This is a genomic window from Bacillus sp. NTK034, assembly GCF_017303275.1.
GTDB lineage: Bacteria > Bacillota > Bacilli > Bacillales > Cytobacillaceae > Cytobacillus.
The window spans coordinates 222927-247115 of record NZ_JAFKOJ010000004.1 but is presented as its reverse complement, the minus strand read 5'-3'; the positions used below and the strand labels follow the sequence as shown (position 1 = coordinate 247115).

Genomic DNA, 24189 nt, shown 5'->3' with positions numbered 1-24189 from the left:
GTTGTTGCGGTGGTTTAGCGGTGCTGGTGTTTAAGATCGGTAAAATTCTGGCAGTTTAACGGCGGGTGGTAGCGGCGGCCTTTGTTGGTGCCTGTGTGAGGGAGATTGAGGGACTGGATAAGTTTTAAAGTTACAGTGCGGGATGTTATACCAAGGAAATGCCGGATCTCTTGGTTTGAAACTGGCTGATTATTATTTAATAGAAACAGATCAACTAGTGCATGGCTGTGAGCTTCTCTACTTATTGAATTGCATTTTTGGCAATGCCACGCTGCGAAGAGCCGTTTCATAAACGTTGTGTGGCAAGAAGGGCAAATAACACCAGCTTTTATATCTGAAAAGGGAATCTTATAAAAATTTAGGGCATCAAATGTTTCAGGATGATTCTCTTTCATTAGCTGGCGGGAAATTCTTTTTAATTCTTTTAAGTCAATATGCTCATTATAGGTTTGGCTTAACTTCTCTATTTCGCTGGTCAGGTATTGGACGTGTTTAACTTTTTGGAGGAGATGAACAGAATTGGGGTTTGTTTTTATAATTGTAGTTGGCTTGCTTATCACAACGAGGAATTCAATAGGGAGTTTACTATCTTTATGATTTAACCATTTTTTTAACTCACGCAGCTGCTGATTTGCCTGCTCAACTGGATTTGCATAACCTTTCTCCTCTCCGGAAGAATTTGTTTGAATGAGCTGATTACAAACTGGATCAAAAAACAGAGTACCTGCATAATTTTTTATTTCAAGAATAAGTGCATATCTTGAAGTCAGAATGAGTGTATCGATTTGAAAAAAGTATTTACCGTTCGTCAGCCGAAGTCCATGAAAAATATAAAAGTCCTTTTCTGAAAGTTTACTTAAGTGGAAATCAACAGCCTGTTCACCTCTGTAACCGGCTATTCGTCTTGCGAGATCATTTGTAATTTCAACATAGGCTTTGTTATTGTTTGGCAGCCGCCGAAGTAATGCATGATTTTTTAAGATTCTTATGGGTACGTTCCGTTTTTTTACAATCAATTTATCACTCCTTTGTTATTATCCTCTATGTAATTTCGGTTCTTAAGGCTATAAAACCTTTATTCTGAAAGAAAAAATAATATATGCGTCACTTTTATGAATTATGTATTAACTAATTGGATTTATGAATCACTTTTTATTTTTTTGCTCCACTTCGCGGTAAATATGCGTCACTTTTAAAATATATGAGTCACTCCTTGATACAACTAGATTCCTGACACTGCAAAACAAAAACCGTCCTCCCTATTCGGAGGCCGGTTCTTTTTTCGAGTCATGCCGTTTATTGAGTACTTTCAAAACTTCATTAAAAGGCAGCTCCTGCTCACGCAGCAGCACCATCAAATGATAAATCAGGTCGGCCGCTTCCCATTTCAGTTCATCCTTATCACGGTTTTTCGCCGCGATGATGACTTCTGCGGATTCTTCGCCGATCTTCTTCAGGATTTTATCCACGCCTTTTTCAAAAAGATACGTCGTGTATGCTCCTTCAGGGCGTGTCTTTTCGCGTTCTTCAATAACTTTTTCAAGAGTATAAAGGATTTCATAGTCAGATAAGCCGCCTGACTCTTTCCCGTATACTCTTTCCTCAAAGCAGCTGACTGTTCCATTGTGGCAGGCAGGTCCTGCTGGTTCAACCAGAACCACAATGGCATCCTGGTCACAGTCAAGCTTCATTTCAACAATTTTCTGTGTGTTTCCGCTTGTTGCCCCTTTGTGCCACAGTTCATTGCGGGAACGGCTGAAAAACCAGGATTCACCTGTTTCCGCCGATTTTAAAAGGGATTCGCGATTCATATAGGCTAACGTTAATACCTCTTTTGTTTTCGCATCTTGCACAATTGCAGGGATCAGTCCCTTTTCATCGAACTTTACACTTTCAATATTCATCGGACTACCACCCCTTTTTCCTTAATATAAGATTTCACTTCTGCAACAGATGTTTCTTTATAGTGAAAAATTGATGCAGCCAATGCAGCATCCGCTTTTCCGTCGATAAACGCCTCAGCAAAGTGATCGGCATTTCCGGCCCCGCCAGAAGCGATTACCGGAATCGAAACCGCTTCACTGACTGCTTTTGTCAGCTTGATATCGAAGCCCTTTTTCTCTCCGTCAGAGTCCATGCTTGTCAGTAAAATTTCTCCGGCTCCGCGCTCCGCAGCTTCACGCGCCCAGGCGATAACCTCAAGATCGGTCGGTGTCCGTCCGCCATGAGTGTACACGCGCCAGGAACCGAGCTCTTCATCGTACTTAGCGTCTATCGCAACAACAATGCACTGTGATCCGAAGAAATTTGCCCCTTCTGTAATTAGATCTGGATTGTTTACGGCAGCTGTATTGAGAGAAACCTTATCAGCCCCTGCCCGCAAAATTCGTTTCATATCTTCCAGGGCGTTAATCCCGCCGCCGACTGTAAATGGAATGGCCAGCTCAGACGCAACTGCCTTCACAACCTCAACCATTGTTTTCCGTCCTTCATGAGAGGCGGAGATATCGAGGAAGACCAGCTCGTCAGCTCCCTGTCCATCATAAAACCGGGCAAGCTCAACCGGGTCTCCAGCATCACGCAGCTGCACAAATTGCACCCCTTTTACCACACGGCCGTCTTTTACATCCAGACAGGGAACGATGCGTTTCGTCAGCATGATTCCTTCACCTCTTTCAGAGCTTCCGCTACGGTAAACCGGCCTTCATAAATGGCCTTTCCGACAATGGCGCCAGTTACACCTTCAGAAGCATACTCCCTCAGCTTCGCCAAATCAGCCAGCTGGCTGACACCGCCAGATGCAATGACACTTTTCCCGGTTTCCCCTGCAAGCAGACGAACCGCTTCAATATTTGGCCCCGATAGCATTCCGTCTGTTGCGATATCTGTAAAAATAAAAGTTTCCGCACCTGCGTCGGCAAATCGCTTTCCTAAGTCAACTGCCCTCACTTCAGACGTTTCCAGCCAGCCATGTGTGGCCACAAAGCCGTTTTTCGCATCAAGGCCGACTGCAATGGCTTTGCCGTATTTGCGGATCATTTCAATAGCAAACTCAGGATTGGAGACGGCGATGCTTCCAATGATTACGCGTGTTACGCCATTATCCAGGTAATGCAGGATGTCTTCTTCCGTACGGATTCCCCCTCCGATCTGGACGGAGGCGCCAAGTTCGCGGGCAGCCTGAATGACATACTGATCATTAACCCGCTTCCCATCCTTTGCCCCGTCAAGGTCTACCATATGAATCCAGTCTGCTCCTTCATCAGCAAACTTTTTGGCCATATCAAACGGAGAGTCGCCATACACCGTTTCCTTATCGTAATCCCCCTGCAGCAGCCGGACGCACTTGCCGCCTCTCATATCGATCGCCGGATAGATCGTAAAACTCATTTCACAGACATCCTTTCTTCAACCAGCTCGGTAAAATTGCGTAATAGCGCCATGCCGAGCGAACTGCTTTTTTCAGGGTGGAACTGCATGCCGAACACATTGCCCCTTCCGACAACTGCCGGCACTTCTACATCATACATACTTCTGCTGATAACAACTTCTCTATCATCTGTATCTGCAAAGTAGGAGTGGACGAAATAGACATAATCTTCATCAAGGCCTTTTAAAATCGGCGAACCCTGTAAGAATTCAAGACGGTTCCAGCCCATATGCGGAACTTTATACGTTTCGCCTTCTGCTGTCGTACCGGGAAAACGCCTCACATGGCCAGGGAGAAGCTGCAGGCCTTCCGTCATGCCATTCTCTTCGCTATCTTTAAATAAAAGCTGCATGCCAAGGCAAATGCCAAGAAGCGGCTTGCCTGTATCAGCAAACTCCTTTACCAGATCTGCCAGGCCTGTAGAATTTAAGATGGCCATGGCATCTTTGAAAGAGCCGACACCCGGCAGAATCAAGGCGTCTGCTCCCAGAAGCTCGTCTTTATTTTCAGAAAGGAAATAAGGAACCTCCAACCGTTCAAGCGCTTTACTGACACTGAACAAATTCCCCATTCCGTAATCGATGATGCCGATCATTTACAACATCCCTTTCGTTGATGGAACTCCCTTAATCCTTGGGTCAATCGTTGTTGCCTCATCAAGCGCACGAGCGAGTGCTTTGAAAATGGCTTCGATAATGTGGTGTGTATTCTGTCCATAGTGAACGATGACGTGCAGGTTCATTCTCGCTTCAAGTGCAAGTTTCCAAAGAAACTCATGAACAAGCTCGGTATCAAATGTACCAACCTTTTGGCATGGGAACTCAGCACGCATCTCCAAGTGAGGGCGGTTGCTGAGGTCAACTGCAACTTGAGCCAGCGCTTCGTCCATCGGAACAAAAGCATTTCCATAGCGCTTGATGCCTTTTTTATCTCCTAAAGCATCTTTAAGTACTTGGCCAAGGCAGATGCCAATGTCCTCTGTTGTGTGGTGGTCATCTACATCCGTATCGCCATTTGCGACGATGTTCAAGTCGAATTGACCGTGCTTGGCGAACAGGTCCAGCATATGGGTCATAAAAGGCACACCTGTTTCCAGATCGCTTTTGCCTTCGCCGTCTATATTTAAAGAAAGAGTGATATTCGTTTCATTGGTTTTACGTGAAATTTCTGCAGTTCTGGCCATGATTATTCCTCCAGCTTATTTTCTTAGTCTTGTTTCAATGGATCTGGCATGGGCTTCAAGTCCTTCCAGACGCGCAAAGGCTGCAATTTTTTCGCCGTTATCCTTTAATGCTTTTTCACTGTATAAAAGAATGCTTGATTTCTTTTGAAAATCCTCCACATTAAGCGGGCTTGAAAAACGGGCCGTCCCGTTTGTCGGCAGAACGTGGTTTGGACCGGCAAAATAGTCGCCGACCGGTTCAGGGCTAAATCGTCCGAGGAAGATCGCACCCGCGTGACGAATCCGTCCGAGAAGCTCCATCGGATTTTCTGTTAAAATCTCCAGATGCTCAGGAGCGAGGCTATTCACCGTTTCGATGGCCTCATCCATGTTTTCGGCCACATAGATAGCACCATAAGTTTCGATGGACGGAGCAGCGATTTCCCGCCTCGGCAGCTCAGCCAGCTGGCGGTCCACTTCGCTTGAGACCTGTTTTGCCAGAGCAGGTGATGGTGTGACAAGGACTGCACTTGCCATTGGATCGTGTTCGGCCTGTGATAAAAGATCTGAAGCCACTTCATCCGCGTGTGCCGTATCATCTGCTAAAATGGCAATCTCACTGGGACCTGCGATCATATCAATATCAACATCCCCAAAAACTTCACGCTTCGCAAGAGCCACATAGATATTTCCGGGACCGGTAATTTTATCAACAGGTGCAATCGTTTCCGTTCCATATGCCAGCGCGGCAATTGCCTGGGCACCGCCAGCTTTATAGATTTCTTCTGCCCCTGCGATTTGGGCTGCAGCAAGGACTGCAGGAGGCAGCTTTCCAGTCTTTTTATCAGGAGGAGAGGTGATGACAATCCGTTTGACGCCCGCCACTTTTGCCGGAATCACATTCATAAGGACTGATGATGGATAGGCAGCCGTACCGCCCGGGACATACAGGCCGACTGAATCAAGCGGTGTGATCTTTTGGCCAAGCACTGTGCCGTTTTCTTCCGTTGTCATCCAGGAAGGACGCAGCTGCTTTTCATGAAAAGACCGGATGTTTTCAGCAGCTTTTTTAATGATTTCAAGGATTTTTCCATCCACTTGACTCAATGCTTCTTCTACTTCAGCCTGCGATACCTTGAAATCATCCAGGGAGATGCCATCAAATTTTTTTGTGTAATCTTTTAATGCCCGATCTCCGTTTTGGCGGACTGATTCAATAATATCTTTTACAATCGCCCGCTGTTCTTCTGTTCCGTTATCAACAGACCGTTTAATTGAAATCTGGTCATTAACTTTTAAAATTTTCATAGACCTCTACATCCTTTATCGCAGATTAACGGGCAGTAATACCCTACCTCATATTTCCAATCAAGACCTAATTAGAATCAGGCAGGGATAAACTGCCCATAAAGGCCCGATTGGTTCAACTAACCATCAGTGGAAGAACGCCACTTATGGAAGTTTCACTTTAAGTACGAATTTCTTCTCCTGCTATTACTTCCGTAAGACGTCCAACCAGATCACTTATGCGTTCATCCTTCATGCGGTAGCTGACAGGATTGACTATCAATCTTGAAGTGATGCCGACAATGGTTTCGTATTCAACGAGGCCATTCTCTTTTAGCGTACGGCCAGTTGATACGATATCGACGATCCGGTCGGCCAGCCCGATCATCGGCGCCAGCTCTATGGAGCCGTTCAATTTAATGATCTCCACCTGCTCCCCCTGCTCTCGGAAATAAGCTGCCGCAATCTGCGGATACTTTGTTGCAATTTTAGGAGCAACATCATTCAGCCTTGTATTTGGCAGTCCTGCAACCGCAAGATAGCAGGCACTGATTTTCAAATCAAGAAGCTCGTAAACATCTCGTTCTTCTTCAAGCATTACGTCTTTCCCGGCAATCCCAAGGTCTGCTACCCCATGCTCTACATAGGTTGGCACATCCATCGGCTTGGCGAGGATAAAGCGGAAATTCTCTTCCGGCACATCTATAATCAATTTTCGAGAATCATCAAATTCCGGCGGCAATTGAAAGCCTGCCTGGCGGAGCAATTCAGCCGCTTCTTCAAAAATGCGCCCCTTTGGCATCGCAATCGTTAAAACATCACTCATTTTATGCTCTCCTTTCCAGCTTTTCCGACTAAAAAGGTAATATCCTCGTATTGGCTGGTGCAGGCATCGATATCCTTGACACCGCTAATATCCTGCAGGACCACTTTCTTTCCGGCAGAACGTTCTTCTTTCGCAAAATCGAATGCCTCTTTGCGGCGTTCCGGACTGTATAAAATGCAGTACACAGGTTCTGCTGCATTGCTGCCTTCAAGCGCCTCGAGCAAGCGGTCCATTCTGATGGCAAAGCCGGTTGCTCCCGTATCTTTTCCGAACTTTTGGAGGAGCAGATCATAGCGGCCGCCATTTCCGATCGGGAAACCAACATTTCCTGCATATACTTCAAAAAGAATTCCTGTGTAGTAGCTCATATGGCTGACGAGTGTTAAATCAAATTTAACTGTGCCTTCCTGGCCGTAGTCCTGCATAATGCCCCAAAGCTGTTCGAGCTCGGATAAGGCTTTTTTTCCTGTGCCGTTTTCCAGAAGCCCATAAGCAATCTCAATGACTTCTTCCCCGCCTCTTAATTTAAGAAAATCAAGAAGCCTTTGTTTATCAATGGATGAAAGAGCCAGGCTCTTTACATGTTCCCTGTATCCTACATAATTCTTCTCATATAAAAATCTTGTCAGGTTTTCCACTCTTTCTTCTGTTCCTAAAATTTGCTGGAAGAAGTCCCGGACAAAACCGATGTGGCCGGCGGAAAGCTGGAAGTTCTGAAGCCCAGCTTCTTTCAAAGCAGAGATCATCATCGCCATCCCTTCTCCATCCGCACTGATCGTATGGTCGCCAATGCATTCAACACCGATCTGCTCAAACTCAGCCGGCCTGCCACCCTCCCGCTGCTGGGCGCGGTATACATTGGCAGAATAGGCAAGCCTGATCGGCAGCTCGTCTTTTAATAGACGGGATGCTGCCACCCTTGCGATCGGTGCAGTCATATCCGGACGCAGCACAAGGGTATGGCCCTGCTGATCAAGCAGCTTGAACAGCTGCTGATCAAGTATTGCTGATGCCGCTCCAACTGTTTCGTAATATTCGAGTGCAGGCGTTTCGATAAACTGATAGCCCCAGCGTTTCATTTCCCCCTGGATGGATGACCGGACTGCTGCCTTTCTTTCATATAAATCCGGTAATGTATCTCTCATGCCTAACGGCTTTTCAAACATAAATAATCGGCTCAAGCGTATTCACCTCTATGACTTAAAAATTCCGAATCCTTTAGTTCGCTAATATGGTAGCAAATTGAAGTTATATGTAGTTTAACGCGCAAACTCCATGCCGTCAACCAAAAGGAGCAGAAAAATAAAAAAGACTCCCTTTTTTAAAAAAGGAGCTTTCTTATAGTTTGTACTTTTTTGGAAAGGTTATTTAAGTTAAGACTTACATCTAAAAATATCTGCATCTTTTGTTATCTATCCAACATCTCACACAATAATAAAAAACCCCGCCAGCCTAAGCTAGCGGAGTCTTCTCTTTATTACCACCATATATCGGATCATCCGCCCAGCGTGCGGCAAGTTCTTCCTTTGTATAGATGACACGCATCGGGTTTCCGCCAACAAAAGCGCCAGATGGGACATCTTTATGAACAAGCGTTCCAGCTGAAACAATCGCACCATCTCCGATCGTGATGCCGGGAAGAATGGTTGAATTGGCGCCAATCATGACTTCGCTGCCAATTTCAACCCTGCCGAGGCGATATTCCTTAATCAAATATTCATGGGCGAGAATCGTCGTGTTATATCCGATGACCGAGTTGCGGCCGACACTGATTTTTTCCGGGAACATGACATCCAGCATAACCATGAGTGCGAATGATGTCTGATCCCCTACCTTCATTCTCAGGAAATTACGATAGAGCCAATTTTTCATGCCCAGAAATGGCGTATAGCGCGCAAGCTGGATCACAATAAAGTTTTTGACCACCTTTAAGAACGGAACCGTTTTATACACATGCCAGAGAGAATTGCCTCCCTCTACCGGAAAACGCTCCGTTTTTCTCATTGGTTTTCTGCCTCAAGAATATCGAGCAGGTCAGCCATATTGTCCAGCATATAATCCGGTTCAAAGCGCTCGAGGAAATCACGGCCTTTCGCTGTCCAGGCAACACCAGCCGTTTTTGTGCCGGCGTTTTTTCCTCCATCGATATCGTGCGAATTATCGCCGACCATAATTGCTTCTTCAGGCTTCGCATCCAGCAGGCTCAATGCCTTCAGGATTGGCTCCGGATCGGGCTTTGGCTTATCCACATGGTCGAGCGTAACAACCACGTCGAAAAACTGGTCAAGATTTGTCAGCTTTAGGCCCTTTTCAACTACATTGGAAACTTTCGTCGTAACAATGCCCAGTTTATATCCCGACTCTTTTAATGTCCGAATCGTTTCAAACACACCGGCAAATTCCTTTACAAGCACGTCGTGGTTCTTAATATTGTACTCCCGGTAAACCGAGATCATCTCCTCCACTTTTTCCGGGTTGATGGACTCGAAAGTTTCATGCAGGGTCGGCCCCATGAACGGGAGAACATCTTCCCGCTGATAGCGGTCAGGATAATATTTTCCCAGCGTATGCAAAAACGAGGAAATAATCAATTCATTTGTGTCAATCAATGTTCCATCTAAGTCAAATAATAGTGTGTTAATGCTCATATGTTGCTTCCTTTCTTTTTGCCAGATCAGCACGCTTCCAGATCGATGCCACTGCTAACGTCAGAATAATTGCCACTCCCAGGCGGATCAGCAGAAGCGGTAATACCGGAATGCCAAGCGGCACAAAAATCAAAGTATCTTCAACGACGGCATGGCAGGCAACGAGGAAAATAAATGCGATCGTTACATCTCGTTTGCTGACGCCATCTTCCTCTACTGCCTGAATCATGACGCCCGCCCCATATGCAAGGCCAATCAGCAAACCGGCTGCAAGAGTGGTAGACGTATTTTCTTTCATTCCAAGTGCCCTGGTCACAGGCGCCATCCATTTTGAAAAAACAGCAAGCCATTGCTTATCTTTTAAGATTTGAATAATAATCATCAGCGGTATGACGATGATGGCAAGCTGGAGAATACCGAGCAATGCAGTCTGCAGTGCATCCAGCAGGATTGGCATTGCACCGGATACCTGTTCTTCTTTTGCCGGAATAAATCCGTACTTAGCCGTTTTGGATCCTCCCTGCCAAACAAGGTTTATGACAATTGCGCTTAAAAGCGCCAGTCCGATGCGAACTGCCAGAACGACCCAAAGCTTAACGCCGACCTTCAATGCCACTCCTGTTTCAATCAGCATATTATGTGAAAAAGACAGCATGACGGCAATAATAAATACTTCTTTTACCGAGAGATCGAGTGTTAAAATGGCTCCAATCCCCGCATACAAATTCAAGAAGTTCCCCAATACAAGCGGTATGGCTGCATCTCCTGACAGCCCAATCAGATTCATAAGGGGCGTGATCAGCCTGATGACCCATGGAAGCACTGGCGTATGCTGCAGCAGTGCCACAATCAGCGTGACCGGAAATATGACTTTCCCCAGTGTCCATGTTGTCTTCAAGCCGGCCATCAGCCCCCGTTTGCAAGATTCAACCAGCATCTCTACTCTCCCCTGTCCGTTATTTCCCCTCGGCTTTATCCAAATAACGAGATTTGGCAAGACCCTCTGCTCTTCTATAAAAAATCAGGACTAGCGCCCCAATAATAAGAACGATAGATATCGTCTGGGCAATCCTTAAAGTCTCAGTAAGCATGAGGCTGTCGGTCCGCAGGCCTTCTACGAAGAAACGGCCGATCGAATACCAGATTACATACGAGAGGAATAGCTCCCCGCGCCTTAAGTTTGCTCTTCTTAATAAGATAAGAATGATAAATCCAATGATATTCCAAATTGATTCATATAAAAACGTCGGATGATAATAGGCTCCATTAATATACATCTGGTCAATGATAAATTCAGGCAAATGCATATTTTCAAGGAATGCCCGGCTGACTTCCCTGCCATGGGCCTCCTGGTTCATGAAGTTGCCCCAGCGCCCGATTGCCTGCCCTAAAATGATGCTTGGGGCAGCTATATCGGCCAGCTTCCAGAATGATATCTTCTTTTTCTTTGCAAAAACATAAGCTGTGATGACAGAACCAATCAAGGCTCCATGAATGGCAATTCCGCCATTCCATATTTTGATGATTTCACCCGGATTCTGTGAGTAAAAATCCCATTGAAAAATAACGTAATAGATTCTTGCAGAAATTATCGCAATGGGAATAGCCCACAGCATTAAGTCGGCAAAGATATCTTTAGGGAGTCCCCTTCTCTCCCCTTCTCTCATTGCGATTATGAGAGCCAGTGCAATGCCAACACCGATAATCAGGCCATACCAGTGGACCTGAATCGGCCCAAGGGAAATGGCAATTGGATCTAACGGCTGAATATTGTTTTCCATGATCACTTCTCCTTCTCATCGAAAAGCGCAAGGCGCCCGCTTAAGTTATCTAAGTTCAATGGTATAAATTCTATTATGGCAGGAAAAGCGCACACACCTCTGGGCTGGTCTTTTGCCACAGGCGCTAATGCCAGACATTTTCCTAATATTCTTCTAATTAAGCTATGCGTGAGGTTTATCAGCTTTCAATCAAACGTTTGATTGAACGTGTTTTGCCCTCTTTAACGATCATCATGGTCTCCATCCTCAATCACATCCGACAGGCGGTTCGTGAACTGTTCCGCTGCATTCATGCCCATTCTCTTTAAACGGAAGTTCATGGCAGCCACTTCAATGATGACAGCCAGGTTTCGTCCGGGTCTTACCGGAATGGTCAGCTTTGTCACTTCTGTATCGATGATTTTCATCTTTTCTTCATCAAGCCCAAGACGGTCATACTGCTTTTTCGGATCCCAAAGCTCCAAATTCATGACCACAGAGATTTTCTTATAGCTGCGGACAGCTCCAGCACCAAAAAGGGTCATGACATTGATAATGCCGAGGCCGCGGATTTCAAGCAGATGTTCGATCAATTCCGGTGAGTTTCCGACCAGATAATCTTCATCTTCCTGTCTGATCTCCACGCAGTCATCTGCAACAAGGCGGTGACCCCGCTTAACAAGCTCAAGCGCCGTCTCGCTCTTACCAACTCCGCTTTTTCCAGTTATCAATACCCCCACCCCATAAATATCGACAAGGACGCCATGAACTGCCGTGGTTGGAGCAAGCTTGCTTTCCAAAAAGTTGGTCAGCAAGCTGGAAAAACGGGTCGTTTTCTGCTTGGAGCGGAGCAGCGGAACCGATTCCCTCTCTGCCGCTTCAATCAGTTCGTCAGGTATATCCAGTCCTCTCGTGACGATTATGCCGGGTGTAATATCTGTACAGAGCCGTTCAAGCCGGATCTCCCGCTCGGAGTTATTTAACTTTTCAACGAAAGACAGCTCGGTTTTTCCGACCAATTGAATACGTTCAGCCGGATAGTAATCAAAATAACCAGCCATCTCCAGGCCTGGACGGGAAATATCACTCGTCGTAATCGGCCGGTTAATGCCTTCCTCTCCGGCAATCAATTCGAGCCCAAATTTTTCTATAATATCTTTTGTGCGCACTTTTACCAAAATAGGTTCCTCCTTTAATGCTGGCACTTCTGGATGATCTCTTTATATGTAACTTATAATTTCAAAAAAAATTCACTCTGAAGTTTCACTCTATTTTAGCACTTTTTAGCGCAGAACCAAATTTCTGAAAACGATTTTTACAAAATTAACACTAGGCCCATATGCTTAATCCTTCTCAATAGGGACAATTTCCAGGGATATTCTGCGTATAAATATGATGATATGCTTTTTGTAAAAATATTCAGATGGTATAGACAACTATACTAAACCTTGGTAATATAATTATGTAAGCGAATTCATTTACATTTTTTTAGCCTTTATTACGTTCATTTATTTTTAAAAAAAGAGGGGGAAAAACTCATGCGTAAAGAAGAACGCTTGGCGAAAGAGATTACGGAGCAGTTGGGCGGCACCGGCAATATCGCGGAACTGGCCTCCTGCATGACCCGCCTTCGCGTGAAGCCGGTCGATGAGAGTAAAGTCAACCTGAATGGCATCAAGGATATTGATGGCGTTATGGGTGTGGTGGAAGCAGAAACACTCCAGATCATCCTCGGACCTGGGATTGTCACCAAAGTAGCTGACGAAGTTTCCAGGATGACAGGCAAAAATGTTTCATCCGTTGATGATGACGAAGAGATTGACACATCATTGGAAGGACTGGCAGCCCGGACAAAAGCGGGACTCAATGAGAAGAACGCTACTCCTTTCAAGTTATTTTTAAGAAAGATTGCCAGTATCTTTATCCCGCTGATTCCAGCTATCGTTGCTTCAGGTTTGATTGCAGGTATCAATAATGTAATCATCAAATCAGGCGGAGATCCGGAATCCACGCTCGTTCAAATGCTTGATCTGATTGGATGGGGTTTATTCGGTTACCTGGGCGTGTTTGTAGGTATTAACACAGCGAAGGAGTTTGGAGGGTCTCCTGCTCTGGGCGGTGCGGCTGGTATTCTATTAATCAACCCGGGCCTTGCCAATATAACTCTCTTCGGTGAAGCGCTGGTGCCAGGCCGTGGCGGCTTGATTGGAGTCATGCTCGCTGCTGCGCTAGTGGCCTTTTTGGAAAAAAGAATCCGCAAAGTCGTTCCATCAGCAATTGATATCATCGTAACACCAACATTGGCATTATTAATAACAGGCTTTGCGACATTCTTTGTTCTGCAGCCTGTTGGCGGATTCCTTTCTGACATTATCACAAAAGGTCTCCTTGGCGTTCTGGATGTTGGCGGCATCCTGGCAGGCCTTGTACTTGCCGGAACCTTCCTTCCGCTTGTAGTAACTGGGCTGCATCAAGGGTTAACTCCAGTTCATATGGAATTGATTAACTCAATCGGCGACGATCCGCTCCTGCCAATCCTGGCAATGGGTGGTGCCGGCCAGGTAGGTGCGGCATTCGCCATCTACTTCAAAACAAAAAATGCCCGTCTGAAGAAAGTGATCAAAGGCGGACTTCCGGTTGGAATGCTCGGTATTGGCGAACCGCTTATTTTTGGGGTTACCCTGCCGCTGGGACGTCCTTTCTTAACAGCATGTCTGGGAGCTGCTGTAGGCGGTGCTTTCCAGGCGTTCTTCAAGATTGCTACAGTAGCCATCGGGGTTTCAGGCATACCGCTTGCATTCCTCGTTCACACAAATCAAATCGTACTGTATCTGATCGGCCTATTAATTGCCTATGCATTTGGATTCCTGTTCACATGGCTTTTCGGATTCAAAGAGGAAATGGCTAAGAATATATAATAAAACAAGGAGAAGGAGGAGCCATTCCTCCTTCTTTACTTATGAAATTACATTTTTTAAAAATTCAGACTTATAGAGGTGACCATGATGCTTGGAATATCAGTTTATCTATCAGAAGAGCGCCAGCTTCAAAATGAAAAATGGATTGAACGTGCAGCTTCTCACGGCCTCACATCCATCTTCACTTCCCTCCATATTCCCGAAGATGACCACAGCACTTATAAACATTTGCTTCAGAGCCTCGGTGCTCTTGCAAAGCACCATCAAATGGAACTCCTCGCCGACGTTTCCCCTCAATCATTGGACCATCTGGGGTTGGACTGGGAATCGCTCGATACTCTTCTCGAATGGGGTCTCTCCGGAATACGGGCAGACTACGGCTTTACTTCTGAGCAGATTGTTGAACTCTCCAAAAAAATGAAGCTTGGAATCAATGCGAGTACTATCTCTGCTGAGGAACTGCGGGAGTGGATGGAGCTGGGCTTAAACGCCCATAATGTTGAAGCCTGGCATAATTTTTATCCTCGGCCTGAAACGGGTTTGGATAAGGACTTTTTTATAGAGAGAAATCGGTTCCTAAAAAGTATGGGGATAACCACCATGGCGTTTGTGCCTGGTGACGCTGAACTTCGCGGGCCTATTTTTGCCGGGCTTCCCACTCTTGAAAAACACCGTGTCTGTTCACCCGCTGCGGCGGCGGCTGAATTGATGAACAGCTGCTATACAGACAAGGTGCTGATCGGTGACCATTCAGTAAAAGACGGGACTCTTGCACAACTGAAAAAAATTGCTGAAGGTGTTTTGCCTCTCCGAATCGAGCTGATTGGCGGACAAATCTATGAGGAGCTTTTTAACAAACCCCATACAAATCGGATGGATCCTGCCCGGGATGCTGTAAGGTCAGTTGAATCAAGGTCATATGCTGGGCAGGGATCAAAGACATGGGAACCTATGAACCAGCTGGAACGTAAAAAAGGCAGTGTCATAATTGATAATAGCCTATATGGCCGCTACGCAGGCGAGATGCAAATTACCTTAGCAGATCTGCCCCGGGATGAACGCGTGAATGTGATCGCAAGAGTTATTGATGAGGATCTGCCGCTTCTTGATCAGATCAAGGCAGGAACTAAATTCCAATTAATAGTGAGGGATTAACAATGAATATTACAAAGCTAAATACCGAACAGCGAAACCCAAAAACAATGAAAATAGATTTAATGACAACGGAAGAAATTATTACAATCATAAACCAGGAAGATACGATTGTTCCTAATGCCATTGCAAGAGAAATCCCTCACATTGTAAACGTGGTGGATGAAATTACGGATAGTTTTAAAAAAGGAGGCCGCTTGATTTACGTTGGAGCCGGCACCTCAGGACGTCTTGGCATTATCGATGCTTCAGAATGTCCGCCAACGTATGGAACGGACCCGGAAATGGTTGTCGGCATTATCGCCGGCGGCAAAGAAGCCATGACGGAAGCAGTTGAAGGCGCCGAGGATGACAGTGAACAGGGACGTCAGGATGTCGCAGATATTCAATTATCGGACAAGGATGTGCTTGTCGGCATTGCAGCGAGCGGCCGTACGCCTTATACGATCGGAGCTCTTCAATATGGAAATGAAGTCGGTGCTGTTACTGTTGCTGTTGCCTGCACCAAAAACTCCGAAATGGGAAGAATCTCTAAATATACGATAGCACCTATCACAGGTCCTGAAGTGGTTACAGGCTCTACAAGAATGAAAGCAGGCACCGCACAAAAGCTCGTCCTGAACATGTTAACAACAGCTTCCATGATCAAACTCGGAAAAGTGTACGGCAATCTGATGGTGGATGTGCAAATGACAAATGAGAAGCTGTTTAAACGTGCTGAAAATATCGTTAAAATGGCAACAGGTGCATCTGATGCAGAAGCCCATGCTGCTCTCAAAGAACAAAACCATAATACAAAGGCAGCGATTCTTCAAATTTTAACAGGATTAAAAGGTGAAGCAGCTGCCAGGCTTCTGAAAAAGCATAATGGCTACTTACGCGAAGCCATTGCGGAATATCATACTAAATAAACAGATATAAATTGTATGAATTTACCTTCAAATTCAAAATAATAGGATAGAAAGCGTCCAGCCGCTTTCTATCCTCTTTTAGTTGTATAGACCAAAACACCATATTGAGCTAATTATCTCAACTGGTATAGACATCTAAACACAAACCTTTTATAATAAAAGTATCATTCAAACGGAGATGAATTAAAAAATGAGCCGTCTATTACTGAAAAACGCTAGAATTATTCTGGAAAACCGCATGATTGATCAAGGATTTATTTTAATAGAAAATGAGCGAATCTTAAAAACTGGAACTTTGGAGGAGCTTCCTGCCGTCGGCCAGGATACAGAAATCATAGAGCTTTCCCCTGAGCATACAATCAGTCCGGGGTTTATTGATGTTCACATTCACGGTGCTGGCGGTGCCGATACAATGGATGCAACATTTGAGGCACTTAACACGATGGCCAGCGTGTTGCCTGAAGAAGGGACTACCAGCTTCCTGGCCACGACGATCACACAGGAAAAGGAAAAAATAGAAGCCGCGCTGGTCAATGCAGCTCACTTTCAAAAAGAACAAAATACTCCTGGCCAGGCAGAAGTTATCGGAATTCACCTGGAGGGCCCGTTTATTAATGAAGCAAGAGGCGGAGCCCAGCCGAAGGATCATATACTTGAGCCTGATATTGAACTTTTTAAGCGATGGCAGGAAGCAGCAAATGGAACCATCAAGCTGATTACACTTGCACCTGAGAAAGCAAATGGCTATGAGTTTATCCGCTACTTAAGTGAAAACGGCGTTGTTCCTTCAATCGGCCATAGCGATGCCATTTTTACAGAAATGGAGAAAGCTGTACAGGCGGGAGCTAAGCAGGTGACTCACCTTTTTAACGGAATGAGAGGCATGCATCACCGTGAACCAGGAGTAGCCGGTGCTTCGCTTTTATTCAAAGAATTGATAGTTGAAATGATTGCTGATGGAATCCATGTCCGGCCTGAGATGATCAAGCTTGCACTGAACGCCAAGGGCCCGGATGGTATGATCCTGATAACGGATTCCATGAGAGCAAAGTGCCTGAAAAATGGCCATTATGATCTTGGCGGACAGGATGTAAAGGTTGAAAATGGCCAGGCACTGCTTGCTGATGGCACACTGGCTGGAAGCATCTTAAAAATGAAAGATTCCATAAAAAACATGATTGATTTTACTGATATTCAGCTGTCTGAAGCTGTCCAGCTTGCGAGCAGCAACCCTGCCAGACAGCTCAATATGTTTGACCGGAAAGGCAGCATTTCGGAAGGCAAGGATGCCGACCTGGTTGTACTTGATGAGAACCTTGAGGTTGCCATGACTTTCTGCAGAGGAGTCAAAGCCTTTGAACGCGAGGTGAAAAGACCTTGAAAATCATTCGAACAGCCGATTATAACGATATGAGCCAAAAAGCGGCCCAGCTGATGATTGAAAAAATTCGGCTGCAGCCAGATATGACATTAGGGCTTGCAACCGGCAGTACACCAAAAGGAGTTTATGCCGAACTGATTAATGATCATCAAAAAAATGGCACTTCTTACGAAAAAATCACGACGATTAATTTGGATGAATATATCGGCCTGCCACCTTCCGACCCTAGCAGCTACAGGCATTTCATGAATAGTGAACTATTTGATCAATTGGACATCCGGCTGGAAAACACGCACCTTCCCAATGGAGCAGCAGAAGATATGTCACAGGAATGCGAACGGTATGAGCAGCTGATTAAGGAACTGGTAGATATTGACCTGCAGCTGCTGGGAATTGGACGCAATGGACATATCGGCTTCAACGAACCGGGAACGTCTTTTCACAGCCGTACCCATGTCGTGGACCTGGCGGAAAGCACTCGAAAGGCTAACGCACGGTTCTTCAATTCTATTGAAGATGTTCCAGCTCAAGCGATAACTATGGGAATCGCTTCGATTCTTGATAGCCGGGAAATCCTCCTGCTCGCTTCAGGTTCAGCCAAGGCAGAAGCTATCAGGCAGCTGATTTATGCTGAACCTGATGAACAATTTCCTGCATCAGCTTTGAAGCTGCATGCGAATGTGACAATCATAGCCGATGAAGAGGCACTCAGTCTTGTCAGTAAGGATCGGTAAGCACTACTAATAGTGATAGGAGAATTCCCATGATCGATAAGCAATCACCCATCCCGATATATCACCAATTGGAAGAGTATATTAAACAATTAATAGAAAACGGCATATTAAAGCCTGATGAAGCAATCCCTTCAGAGCGCGAGTATTCTGAGCAATACCAGATTAGCCGCATGACAGTCAGACAGGCATTAAACAACCTCGTCAACGATGGTTATCTTTACAGGCAAAAAGGACGCGGAACTTTCGTCAATAAGCAGAAGGTCGAACAAAAGCTTCAGGGATTGACCAGCTTTACGGAAGATATGAAAGAACGCGGCATGGTGCCGAGCAGCCGTCTCATTTCATTTGAAATCATCCCGGCCGAGCCGCAGCTGGCGAGAAAGCTTGATATAAAAGAAAACACACCTGTTTATGAAATAAAACGGGTGCGTATGGCAGATAATCTGCCAATGGCGCTGGAAACCACCTGTCTGCCTGCAAATCTCGTAAAAGGGCTTACGGAAGAAATAATCAACAAGTCACTTTACCAGCATATTGAAGAAAAATTGTCCCTGACCATCAGTGAAGCAACCCAGCAAATTGAAGCCTCTATCGCTAAGGAAACCGAAGTAAACCACCTTCAGGTCGAACCTGGGTCGCCTGTATTGCTTATTGTCCGAACTTCCTTTTTAGAGGACGGCACGCCTTTTGAGCTTGTCAAATCAGCATACCGCGCAGACCGCTACAAATTCGTTCATACGATGCAGCGCGCTGCAAAATAGGAGAAAGCCCATCAGGGTTTTCTCCTATTTTCATTTTATCATGTCCTTTTGGAAGGTTTGTCCATATTATATACATGAGAATATTTTATTATATGAAAGGAGCGATCAGATGAAAATCATACTGGATGCCGGCCATGGATACAGCACCTCCGGCAAGCAAAGCCCTGACGGAATGAAAGAATATGAATTTAACCGTGCTGTTGCGGACCTGACAAAGGAGATGCTGGGGAAGTATCAAAACACAGAAGTTATCTTTGCCCATTCCGATGAACGGGACGTGCCGCTTGCCGAAAGGACCGCGCTGGCAAATAAACAAAACGCGGACTGCTATGTGTCCATCCATGCTAATGCTTACGGAACAGGCGGATGGAACAGTGCAGGCGGAATCGAAACATATGTCTACCCTTCTAAGCCTCGGGAAGCACTCGCATTAGCCCAAAAGATACAGCGAAACTTAATCAGTTCTACAGGCTTGCGGGACCGGGGAGTCAAAACAGCTGATTTCCAGGTTCTTCGCGAGACAAAAATGACTGCTGTACTTGTGGAATGCGGGTTTATGACCAATAAAGAAGAAGCTTCCCTTCTCCGCACCCCTCTCTATCGGAAACGCTGTGCACAAGCTATTGTAAAAGCCATCGCCGAACAATATGACTTAAGAAAGAATGATAAACTCAAACAATATAAAGTTCAAGTGGCATTTTCAGAAAAGCAGCTTGCCGAGAAACTTGCCGGGAATCTGCAGAAGGACGGTTTTAATGCCACCATCATTGAATAGCCAAAAGCCAGCATCATCACGGATGCTGGCTTTTTAACGCATTTACTTTTCCCTCGCCGGTTCAAGGATCGCTTTTTGAATGATCAGATTAACAATTGACATGATCACAGATACAAGAATCGCTGTGCCAAACCCGGCAATTTCAAATGAATCCCCCATAAAGCCATCTGTAATCATTAACGTAACAGCATTGATGACGAACAAAAACAGACCAAGCGTTAAAACAGTGACTGGCAGAGTTAATATAATCAGGATTGGTTTCACGAGAATGTTCAGGATGGAAAGCATGAAGCTGGCACCAATTGCAGCCCCGAATCCGGACAAGTAAAACGAATCCTTAAAAAATCCGGCGATCGCTACAAATAAGACCGCATTAATCAAAATTCCCAGAATCCATCTCATTTCCTACAGCACCTCTTCATTCGGAAGCACGAACACAAGCAGAGCATAAATGAGTGTCATTGGGAAAACACCTGTTGTAAATAATAAAACAATGAAAATCACCCTGAGTATAGTAGGATCTATACCGATCGATTTTGATAAGCCGCCTAATACACCCGCTAATTTCCGGTTGCCACGGGAACGAACCAATTTATTCATAAAGAAACCCTCCTATCAAGAAAAGCGGAAGGCGCCCGCTTAATGAAGGCACGCAGACTAAAAACGCCACGTCCTGTGGCAACGTCTCATGGCCCACATCCTGTGGGCCTCAAGCATAAGACGAGCCGGCTGAAAGGTTGTTCTTTAACCTTTTGGCCGGATTGGCTTAGACCCGAGAGCCGATGGCGCCTGGAGCTAGACAGTTATCTAACTTCAAAATTTATACATTCTTATCTATCAGGAAAAGCGGAAGCGCCTTGCCCACCCCCGACAAGCACAAGACGAGCCTCACGGAAAGGCGTTCTTTGCCTTTTTGGGAGGATTGCCAGAAATGTGGAGGCGACTGCCCAGGGACGACAGGCATAAGACGGTTCCTGTAAGAAGGCGTTTTTCCTTCTGAAAGGAAACGGCTTATGATCCCGAGTCCCTAGGAGCCGCAACTAGACAAGCTTGTGACCTCGAGGGGGTAGGCGCTCCTCCTAAAAGCTGGCGCTTTAATTTCATGCTATCTATCAACAGCCAATTTACTTAGACTTTACCAGGCAGTTGACCGTTTGATCGTGATCGCACCTGTTTTTGAGTCAGCCCTCAGCTTAAGTCCGCTGCCGCTTTCTTTTACAGACTTGAAGCGCAGCATTTTCTGAATCACTTCGCTCTTTTCTTCTATTACTTCAATACCCTCAATATCAGGATGGAAACTGCCCAGATTGGTACGAAGCTCTCCGCTTACAGCTGCGAAATCCGGAACAAACAGGTCGATGCTGCCTGTCGCTGCCTTCGCTTCGATCCATTCACAGCGTTCATTTTCTGCCCTGCATGTTACATTGCCATTAAAAGATTGGAGTTCGGCTTTTTTGAAGTCTCCTTCAGCTAGAATTGCACCATTTAACGTTTCGGCTTCTACATGATCGATGCGGCTTTTTTGAATGGTAATCTGCCCGTTGGCTGTTTCAGCCTCAACATTTTTACTGTTTAAATCACTAACCGTAATCTTTCCATTGGCTGTTTTCGCTTTAAAGTTTTCCACTGTTAAGTTTTGACTTTCAACCGGGCCATTAAACATGCGGATTTTCACATTTTCATATTCAGATTTTGGAATATAGATAACCGCTTCAAGCTTCATCCACTTTTGCTGAGTGGAAAACCTCAGCCTTTGCCCTTCAATGGCAAAAATAACATCCTTCAGGAAATTTCTGCGTGCTTCATCCTGATTATCCACACGATAGACCTTTGCTCTGCATTCAACGCGGACATCACTTTGCTCCCATGGAATCACCTTAACTGTCCCATTGGCAACATCAATGTCCAGATCTTTTAAGTATGCGTCTGCATGCTGAAATATATGAGAGATCTCAACACTTTTCCCAAAATTAAAATCAAGATCCAAATCCTTCACTTTCTTAAATGCTGAATCTACAAAATCAATGATTTTTTCCTTGGCACTTTGATGCTTTGAGCTGTATGGCTCACCCTTTTTAGCTTCTTCAAACTTAACTTCAGCAGATAGCTCCTTAATTAAATCCTCCTGCTTTTGTTCCATCGTCTGATTTGTTTTTTCAAGCTGCTCCAATAGAGTTAATGCTTCGTCAACAGTAAGCTTTCCATCCTCGACCATTTTCAAAATACGTTTGCGTTCCTCTTTCATTCTTTGGCCCTCCTCTATTATTTTCTATTCTTGTATCAGGACTTTTACCCCTTTAATGATATTCCAGATTAGTACAATTAATAGCAGAATAATTGTGATGCCGACAGCTGCAAGAAAAAATACCGGGATTTCCTGATCATTTACTGTGAATTGGGTCACAGCAGCAAAAACAATAAACGGAACAGGAACCAGCGGAATCAAATGTGATAAGAATGCACTCTTGGCATGCCGCTTCACTTCCGTGTCCTCTGATGCAAAAAATACAATGAGCGGAAAAATAAATCCTGCGAACATAATGCTAAAATAGCTTAAAGCAGACAGAACTTTTCTTGTTTCCATTGTTTTCAGCTCCTTTATCGCAGTCTAACGGGCAGTAAGACCCCCACTTCAAGACTAAGAGAAACCAATGGAGGATAAGCGGGGGGGTCAAACTGCCCGTAAAGGCCCGATTGGTTCAACTAACAATCAGCGGGGGATAATAAAACCCCACTGATTGAAGTTTCACTTTAACTGTCATACGGAAATGAAGCGCTAAAAGTTTCAGCCTCTTCTTCATTATAGAAAATCAAAGGAGTATTTTCCTCCATATTTCTAAAAATACATCTGCAGGCTGAGGGGTTCCATAGCCTCGAGTCGCATAGCTTCTTCTATAATAAAAACCGCCTTTCTTGAAAGACGGTTTTATGGTTGTGTCCTATTTATAGGCTGCTGCCAGGTCAGTGCGAGGCGCTTCCTTCTTTTTCACTTCGTCGATTTTATTGACAAACATTTGGAATACTTTTCGTTTTTCATCCAAATCACGTATGTATTCTTTCAATTCATTATACTTTTCTTCAAAAGGCTTATGATACATTTCACGGATATTATCAATAATCTCTTCGTTCACAGTAGACTGGATAACCTGCTTAGTAATTCCATATTTGTAGGAATAAACTTTAAGCTCTTTTTTTACATCCTCATATTCATTATTAATCTGATCCAAAACCTCAGAAATATCTTCTTTCCATTCTTCCAGAGACTTGGCTAAATAATCCTCCATAATGACCTCCCCTTCTGTTTCCAGGCAATAGCTTCCCTTATATAGGAGTATAACGCTGCTTGGTTACACCGATTTTGCTGGAAGATTACATTGTGTTATCAATTAAATGAAGGAAATATTGTCTGTTGAAGTGGGGGTGTTGATTTCCGCTGCAGGCACTCGCTTTCCGCGGGGCAGGCGGTGAGCCTCCTCGACGCTCCGCGTCTGCGGGGTCTCACCTGTCCCGCTACTCCCGCAGGACTTTGAATAAGCATCCACGAATAATCACCGCACGAAGGAAATGCGGCAGCATTTTCGAGGATCTCGCACCTTCCGCTCCAATCAACACACAAAAATATCATATTAGCGTTATCACAGCATATAAGAAAACAAAGTCTTGGCAGAAGCGCTTTTTATAAGAATGTAAAAAGCCAAGAACCTAAAATGAGTAATTCTCTATAATTTTATCAGCAATCATCTCATATCCCTTTCCATTCGGATGAAGCGAATCAGCGAAGTACTGTTTCTTATTTTTCCCCTTGAACAGTTCATTGGTAGAAATAAAGGTAATATTTTTATCTTCTGCTGCTTTTATTCTTATGGATTCGTTCCAATGGTCAATATATTTTTCAATCCGGTCGCCGTCCGGATAGGGATTGTATAGCCCGAGCAGGATAACAGGTGCATCAATGTTGGCGGTTTCCAGTGTTTCCAGAATTCCATTCAGTTTATCTTCATATATGTCTTTAGCTTCAACAAGATTTTCGTGATGGAGCGGATACAAATCTCCGCCGTTGCTTTTCAGCAAATCGTTTGTTCCAATATATACGATAAACATATCTGCATTTTTGATATCCTGTGCCACCTTCGGTTTGAGCATTTGCTGGAGGACATCAGAAGATTTATAGCCATACACTCCATGATTTGTTATTGTATAATTCTTTTCCGGATATGTCCGATCCAGTTTGCTCTGCAGCCTGCCAATGTACCCCTCTTCCGTTTCATCTCCATACCCGTAGGTAAGCGAATCACCAAAAGCTACAATCGCTTGACTGCTTTCAGCCTTTTTTTCTTCTCCAAAAAATGTAATGGATAGATAGATGCCGATCCCAAGCAAAATTAGGCCTGCTAAAAGGTAGAGTTTATTTTTCATAGTGTATGTTCCTTTCTCGGTTGAGATT

The 24189-nt window shown here is 44.8% G+C and carries 27 protein-coding genes; 7 read left to right on the top strand and 20 right to left on the bottom strand.

What is annotated here, in order from left to right:
- Positions 1 to 14: 14 nt before the first annotated feature.
- From JI665_RS14135 to hprK, 14 genes are all read right to left on the bottom strand, one after another.
- Positions 15 to 1016 (bottom strand): nuclease-related domain-containing protein, encoded by a 1002-nt coding sequence (locus JI665_RS14135; RefSeq protein ID WP_206840179.1) that lies wholly within the window; start codon positions 1014 to 1016, stop codon positions 15 to 17.
- 243 nt (positions 1017 to 1259) lie between these two features.
- Positions 1260 to 1904: a bifunctional phosphoribosyl-AMP cyclohydrolase/phosphoribosyl-ATP diphosphatase HisIE gene (hisIE, locus tag JI665_RS14130; protein ID WP_206840177.1), complete on the bottom strand. Its 645-nt coding sequence runs from the start codon at positions 1902 to 1904 to the stop codon at positions 1260 to 1262.
- A complete protein-coding gene (gene hisF / locus JI665_RS14125; RefSeq protein ID WP_206840175.1) occupies positions 1901 to 2659 on the bottom strand; it encodes an imidazole glycerol phosphate synthase subunit HisF in 759 nt (252 codons plus the stop codon). The genes hisIE and hisF overlap by 4 nt, the downstream gene beginning before the upstream one ends.
- The gene (gene hisA / locus JI665_RS14120) at positions 2653 to 3390 is read right to left on the bottom strand and encodes a 1-(5-phosphoribosyl)-5-[(5-phosphoribosylamino)methylideneamino]imidazole-4-carboxamide isomerase (RefSeq protein ID WP_206840174.1); all 738 of its coding nucleotides are present in this window, start codon (positions 3388 to 3390) and stop codon (positions 2653 to 2655) included. The genes hisF and hisA overlap by 7 nt, the downstream gene beginning before the upstream one ends.
- Complete coding sequence (gene hisH / locus JI665_RS14115; RefSeq protein ID WP_206840173.1) at positions 3387 to 4025, bottom strand: imidazole glycerol phosphate synthase subunit HisH; 639 nt, start codon at positions 4023 to 4025, stop codon at positions 3387 to 3389. Before hisH ends, hisA begins: the two co-directional genes overlap by 4 nt.
- Positions 4026 to 4613 carry an imidazoleglycerol-phosphate dehydratase HisB gene (gene hisB, locus JI665_RS14110; RefSeq protein ID WP_206840172.1) on the bottom strand — a complete coding sequence of 196 codons (588 nt, stop codon included), beginning with the start codon at positions 4611 to 4613 and terminating at the stop codon, positions 4026 to 4028.
- 15 nt (positions 4614 to 4628) lie between these two features.
- Positions 4629 to 5900, bottom strand: coding sequence for a histidinol dehydrogenase (hisD, locus tag JI665_RS14105; protein ID WP_206840171.1), 1272 nt, complete (start codon positions 5898 to 5900; stop codon positions 4629 to 4631).
- Between the two features lie 160 nt (positions 5901 to 6060).
- On the bottom strand, positions 6061 to 6705 hold the full coding sequence (gene hisG / locus JI665_RS14100) for an ATP phosphoribosyltransferase (protein WP_206840170.1): 645 nt from the start codon (positions 6703 to 6705) through the stop codon (positions 6061 to 6063).
- Positions 6702 to 7886, bottom strand: a complete 1185-nt coding sequence (locus JI665_RS14095; protein ID WP_206840169.1) for an ATP phosphoribosyltransferase regulatory subunit — start codon at positions 7884 to 7886, stop codon at positions 6702 to 6704. Before JI665_RS14095 ends, hisG begins: the two co-directional genes overlap by 4 nt.
- A 271-nt stretch (positions 7887 to 8157) precedes the next feature.
- Positions 8158 to 8709 carry an acyltransferase gene (locus JI665_RS14090; RefSeq protein ID WP_206840167.1) on the bottom strand — a complete coding sequence of 184 codons (552 nt, stop codon included), beginning with the start codon at positions 8707 to 8709 and terminating at the stop codon, positions 8158 to 8160.
- Positions 8706 to 9353, bottom strand: coding sequence for a pyrophosphatase PpaX (gene ppaX, locus JI665_RS14085; protein ID WP_206840165.1), 648 nt, complete (start codon positions 9351 to 9353; stop codon positions 8706 to 8708). Before ppaX ends, JI665_RS14090 begins: the two co-directional genes overlap by 4 nt.
- Complete coding sequence (locus JI665_RS14080; protein ID WP_206840163.1) at positions 9343 to 10290, bottom strand: nucleoside recognition domain-containing protein; 948 nt, start codon at positions 10288 to 10290, stop codon at positions 9343 to 9345. Before JI665_RS14080 ends, ppaX begins: the two co-directional genes overlap by 11 nt.
- Before the next feature lie 19 nt (positions 10291 to 10309).
- A complete protein-coding gene (lgt, locus tag JI665_RS14075; RefSeq protein WP_211202567.1) occupies positions 10310 to 11134 on the bottom strand; it encodes a prolipoprotein diacylglyceryl transferase in 825 nt (274 codons plus the stop codon).
- Between the two features lie 221 nt (positions 11135 to 11355).
- Positions 11356 to 12291 (bottom strand): HPr(Ser) kinase/phosphatase, encoded by a 936-nt coding sequence (gene hprK / locus JI665_RS14070; RefSeq protein WP_009331851.1) that lies wholly within the window; start codon positions 12289 to 12291, stop codon positions 11356 to 11358.
- A 360-nt stretch (positions 12292 to 12651) separates the two neighbouring features.
- On the opposite strand from hprK, the gene JI665_RS14065 reads away from it, so the two are divergent.
- From JI665_RS14065 to JI665_RS14035, 7 genes are all read left to right on the top strand, one after another.
- Complete coding sequence (locus JI665_RS14065) at positions 12652 to 14031, top strand: PTS transporter subunit EIIC (RefSeq protein WP_206840162.1); 1380 nt, start codon at positions 12652 to 12654, stop codon at positions 14029 to 14031.
- Between the two features lie 87 nt (positions 14032 to 14118).
- A complete protein-coding gene (locus tag JI665_RS14060) occupies positions 14119 to 15186 on the top strand; it encodes a DUF871 domain-containing protein (RefSeq protein WP_206840443.1) in 1068 nt (355 codons plus the stop codon).
- 2 nt (positions 15187 to 15188) lie between these two features.
- On the top strand, positions 15189 to 16094 hold the full coding sequence (gene murQ, locus JI665_RS14055; RefSeq protein ID WP_206840161.1) for an N-acetylmuramic acid 6-phosphate etherase: 906 nt from the start codon (positions 15189 to 15191) through the stop codon (positions 16092 to 16094).
- Positions 16095 to 16284: 190 nt separating this feature from the next.
- Positions 16285 to 17475, top strand: a complete 1191-nt coding sequence (gene nagA, locus JI665_RS14050) for an N-acetylglucosamine-6-phosphate deacetylase (protein ID WP_206840160.1) — start codon at positions 16285 to 16287, stop codon at positions 17473 to 17475.
- Positions 17472 to 18209, top strand: coding sequence for a glucosamine-6-phosphate deaminase (gene nagB, locus JI665_RS14045; protein ID WP_206840159.1), 738 nt, complete (start codon positions 17472 to 17474; stop codon positions 18207 to 18209). The genes nagA and nagB overlap by 4 nt, the downstream gene beginning before the upstream one ends.
- A 29-nt stretch (positions 18210 to 18238) precedes the next feature.
- On the top strand, positions 18239 to 18970 hold the full coding sequence (locus tag JI665_RS14040; RefSeq protein WP_206840158.1) for a GntR family transcriptional regulator: 732 nt from the start codon (positions 18239 to 18241) through the stop codon (positions 18968 to 18970).
- A gap of 109 nt (positions 18971 to 19079) precedes the next feature.
- Positions 19080 to 19745: an N-acetylmuramoyl-L-alanine amidase gene (locus JI665_RS14035; protein ID WP_206840157.1), complete on the top strand. Its 666-nt coding sequence runs from the start codon at positions 19080 to 19082 to the stop codon at positions 19743 to 19745.
- 42 nt (positions 19746 to 19787) lie between these two features.
- On the opposite strand, the gene JI665_RS14030 is transcribed toward JI665_RS14035, so the two are convergent.
- From JI665_RS14030 to JI665_RS14005, 6 genes are all read right to left on the bottom strand, one after another.
- Positions 19788 to 20147 (bottom strand): phage holin family protein, encoded by a 360-nt coding sequence (locus JI665_RS14030; protein WP_159344461.1) that lies wholly within the window; start codon positions 20145 to 20147, stop codon positions 19788 to 19790.
- 3 nt (positions 20148 to 20150) lie between these two features.
- On the bottom strand, positions 20151 to 20345 hold the full coding sequence (locus JI665_RS14025; protein WP_206840156.1) for a PspC domain-containing protein: 195 nt from the start codon (positions 20343 to 20345) through the stop codon (positions 20151 to 20153).
- A 535-nt stretch (positions 20346 to 20880) separates the two neighbouring features.
- Positions 20881 to 21990, bottom strand: coding sequence for a DUF4097 family beta strand repeat-containing protein (locus tag JI665_RS14020; RefSeq protein ID WP_206840155.1), 1110 nt, complete (start codon positions 21988 to 21990; stop codon positions 20881 to 20883).
- Between the two features lie 24 nt (positions 21991 to 22014).
- Entirely contained in the window at positions 22015 to 22329 is a 315-nt protein-coding gene (locus JI665_RS14015) for a DUF4870 domain-containing protein (protein ID WP_206840153.1), read from the bottom strand.
- 355 nt (positions 22330 to 22684) lie between these two features.
- Positions 22685 to 23029, bottom strand: a complete 345-nt coding sequence (locus JI665_RS14010) for a hypothetical protein (protein ID WP_035329260.1) — start codon at positions 23027 to 23029, stop codon at positions 22685 to 22687.
- 418 nt (positions 23030 to 23447) lie between these two features.
- Positions 23448 to 24161 (bottom strand): GDSL-type esterase/lipase family protein, encoded by a 714-nt coding sequence (locus tag JI665_RS14005; protein WP_244671196.1) that lies wholly within the window; start codon positions 24159 to 24161, stop codon positions 23448 to 23450.
- Between the last annotated feature and the right edge of the window lie 28 nt (positions 24162 to 24189).

Excerpts from the sequence above, each read along its gene's own strand:
- hisG (WP_206840170.1), bottom strand. The coding sequence starts at position 6,705 with ATGAGTGATGTTTTAACGATTGCGATGCCAAAGGGGCGCATTTTTGAA.
- JI665_RS14065 (WP_206840162.1), top strand. The coding sequence starts at position 12,652 with ATGCGTAAAGAAGAACGCTTGGCGAAAGAGATTACGGAGCAGTTGGGC.
- ppaX (WP_206840165.1), bottom strand. The coding sequence starts at position 9,353 with ATGAGCATTAACACACTATTATTTGACTTAGATGGAACATTGATTGAC.
- hisD (WP_206840171.1), bottom strand. The coding sequence starts at position 5,900 with ATGAAAATTTTAAAAGTTAATGACCAGATTTCAATTAAACGGTCTGTT.
- lgt (WP_211202567.1), bottom strand. The coding sequence starts at position 11,134 with ATGGAAAACAATATTCAGCCGTTAGATCCAATTGCCATTTCCCTTGGG.
- murQ (WP_206840161.1), top strand. The coding sequence starts at position 15,189 with ATGAATATTACAAAGCTAAATACCGAACAGCGAAACCCAAAAACAATG.
- JI665_RS14060 (WP_206840443.1), top strand. The coding sequence starts at position 14,119 with ATGCTTGGAATATCAGTTTATCTATCAGAAGAGCGCCAGCTTCAAAAT.
- JI665_RS14020 (WP_206840155.1), bottom strand. The coding sequence starts at position 21,990 with ATGAAAGAGGAACGCAAACGTATTTTGAAAATGGTCGAGGATGGAAAG.
- JI665_RS14015 (WP_206840153.1), bottom strand. The coding sequence starts at position 22,329 with ATGGAAACAAGAAAAGTTCTGTCTGCTTTAAGCTATTTTAGCATTATG.
- hisH (WP_206840173.1), bottom strand. The coding sequence starts at position 4,025 with ATGATCGGCATCATCGATTACGGAATGGGGAATTTGTTCAGTGTCAGT.
- hisB (WP_206840172.1), bottom strand. The coding sequence starts at position 4,613 with ATGGCCAGAACTGCAGAAATTTCACGTAAAACCAATGAAACGAATATC.
- nagA (WP_206840160.1), top strand. The coding sequence starts at position 16,285 with ATGAGCCGTCTATTACTGAAAAACGCTAGAATTATTCTGGAAAACCGC.
- JI665_RS14090 (WP_206840167.1), bottom strand. The coding sequence starts at position 8,709 with ATGAGAAAAACGGAGCGTTTTCCGGTAGAGGGAGGCAATTCTCTCTGG.
- JI665_RS14040 (WP_206840158.1), top strand. The coding sequence starts at position 18,239 with ATGATCGATAAGCAATCACCCATCCCGATATATCACCAATTGGAAGAG.
- JI665_RS14080 (WP_206840163.1), bottom strand. The coding sequence starts at position 10,290 with ATGCTGGTTGAATCTTGCAAACGGGGGCTGATGGCCGGCTTGAAGACA.
- hisF (WP_206840175.1), bottom strand. The coding sequence starts at position 2,659 with ATGCTGACGAAACGCATCGTTCCCTGTCTGGATGTAAAAGACGGCCGT.
- JI665_RS14010 (WP_035329260.1), bottom strand. The coding sequence starts at position 23,029 with ATGGAGGATTATTTAGCCAAGTCTCTGGAAGAATGGAAAGAAGATATT.
- JI665_RS14005 (WP_244671196.1), bottom strand. The coding sequence starts at position 24,161 with ATGAAAAATAAACTCTACCTTTTAGCAGGCCTAATTTTGCTTGGGATC.
- JI665_RS14035 (WP_206840157.1), top strand. The coding sequence starts at position 19,080 with ATGAAAATCATACTGGATGCCGGCCATGGATACAGCACCTCCGGCAAG.
- hisIE (WP_206840177.1), bottom strand. The coding sequence starts at position 1,904 with ATGAATATTGAAAGTGTAAAGTTCGATGAAAAGGGACTGATCCCTGCA.
- JI665_RS14030 (WP_159344461.1), bottom strand. The coding sequence starts at position 20,147 with ATGAGATGGATTCTGGGAATTTTGATTAATGCGGTCTTATTTGTAGCG.
- JI665_RS14025 (WP_206840156.1), bottom strand. The coding sequence starts at position 20,345 with ATGAATAAATTGGTTCGTTCCCGTGGCAACCGGAAATTAGCGGGTGTA.
- hisA (WP_206840174.1), bottom strand. The coding sequence starts at position 3,390 with ATGAGTTTTACGATCTATCCGGCGATCGATATGAGAGGCGGCAAGTGC.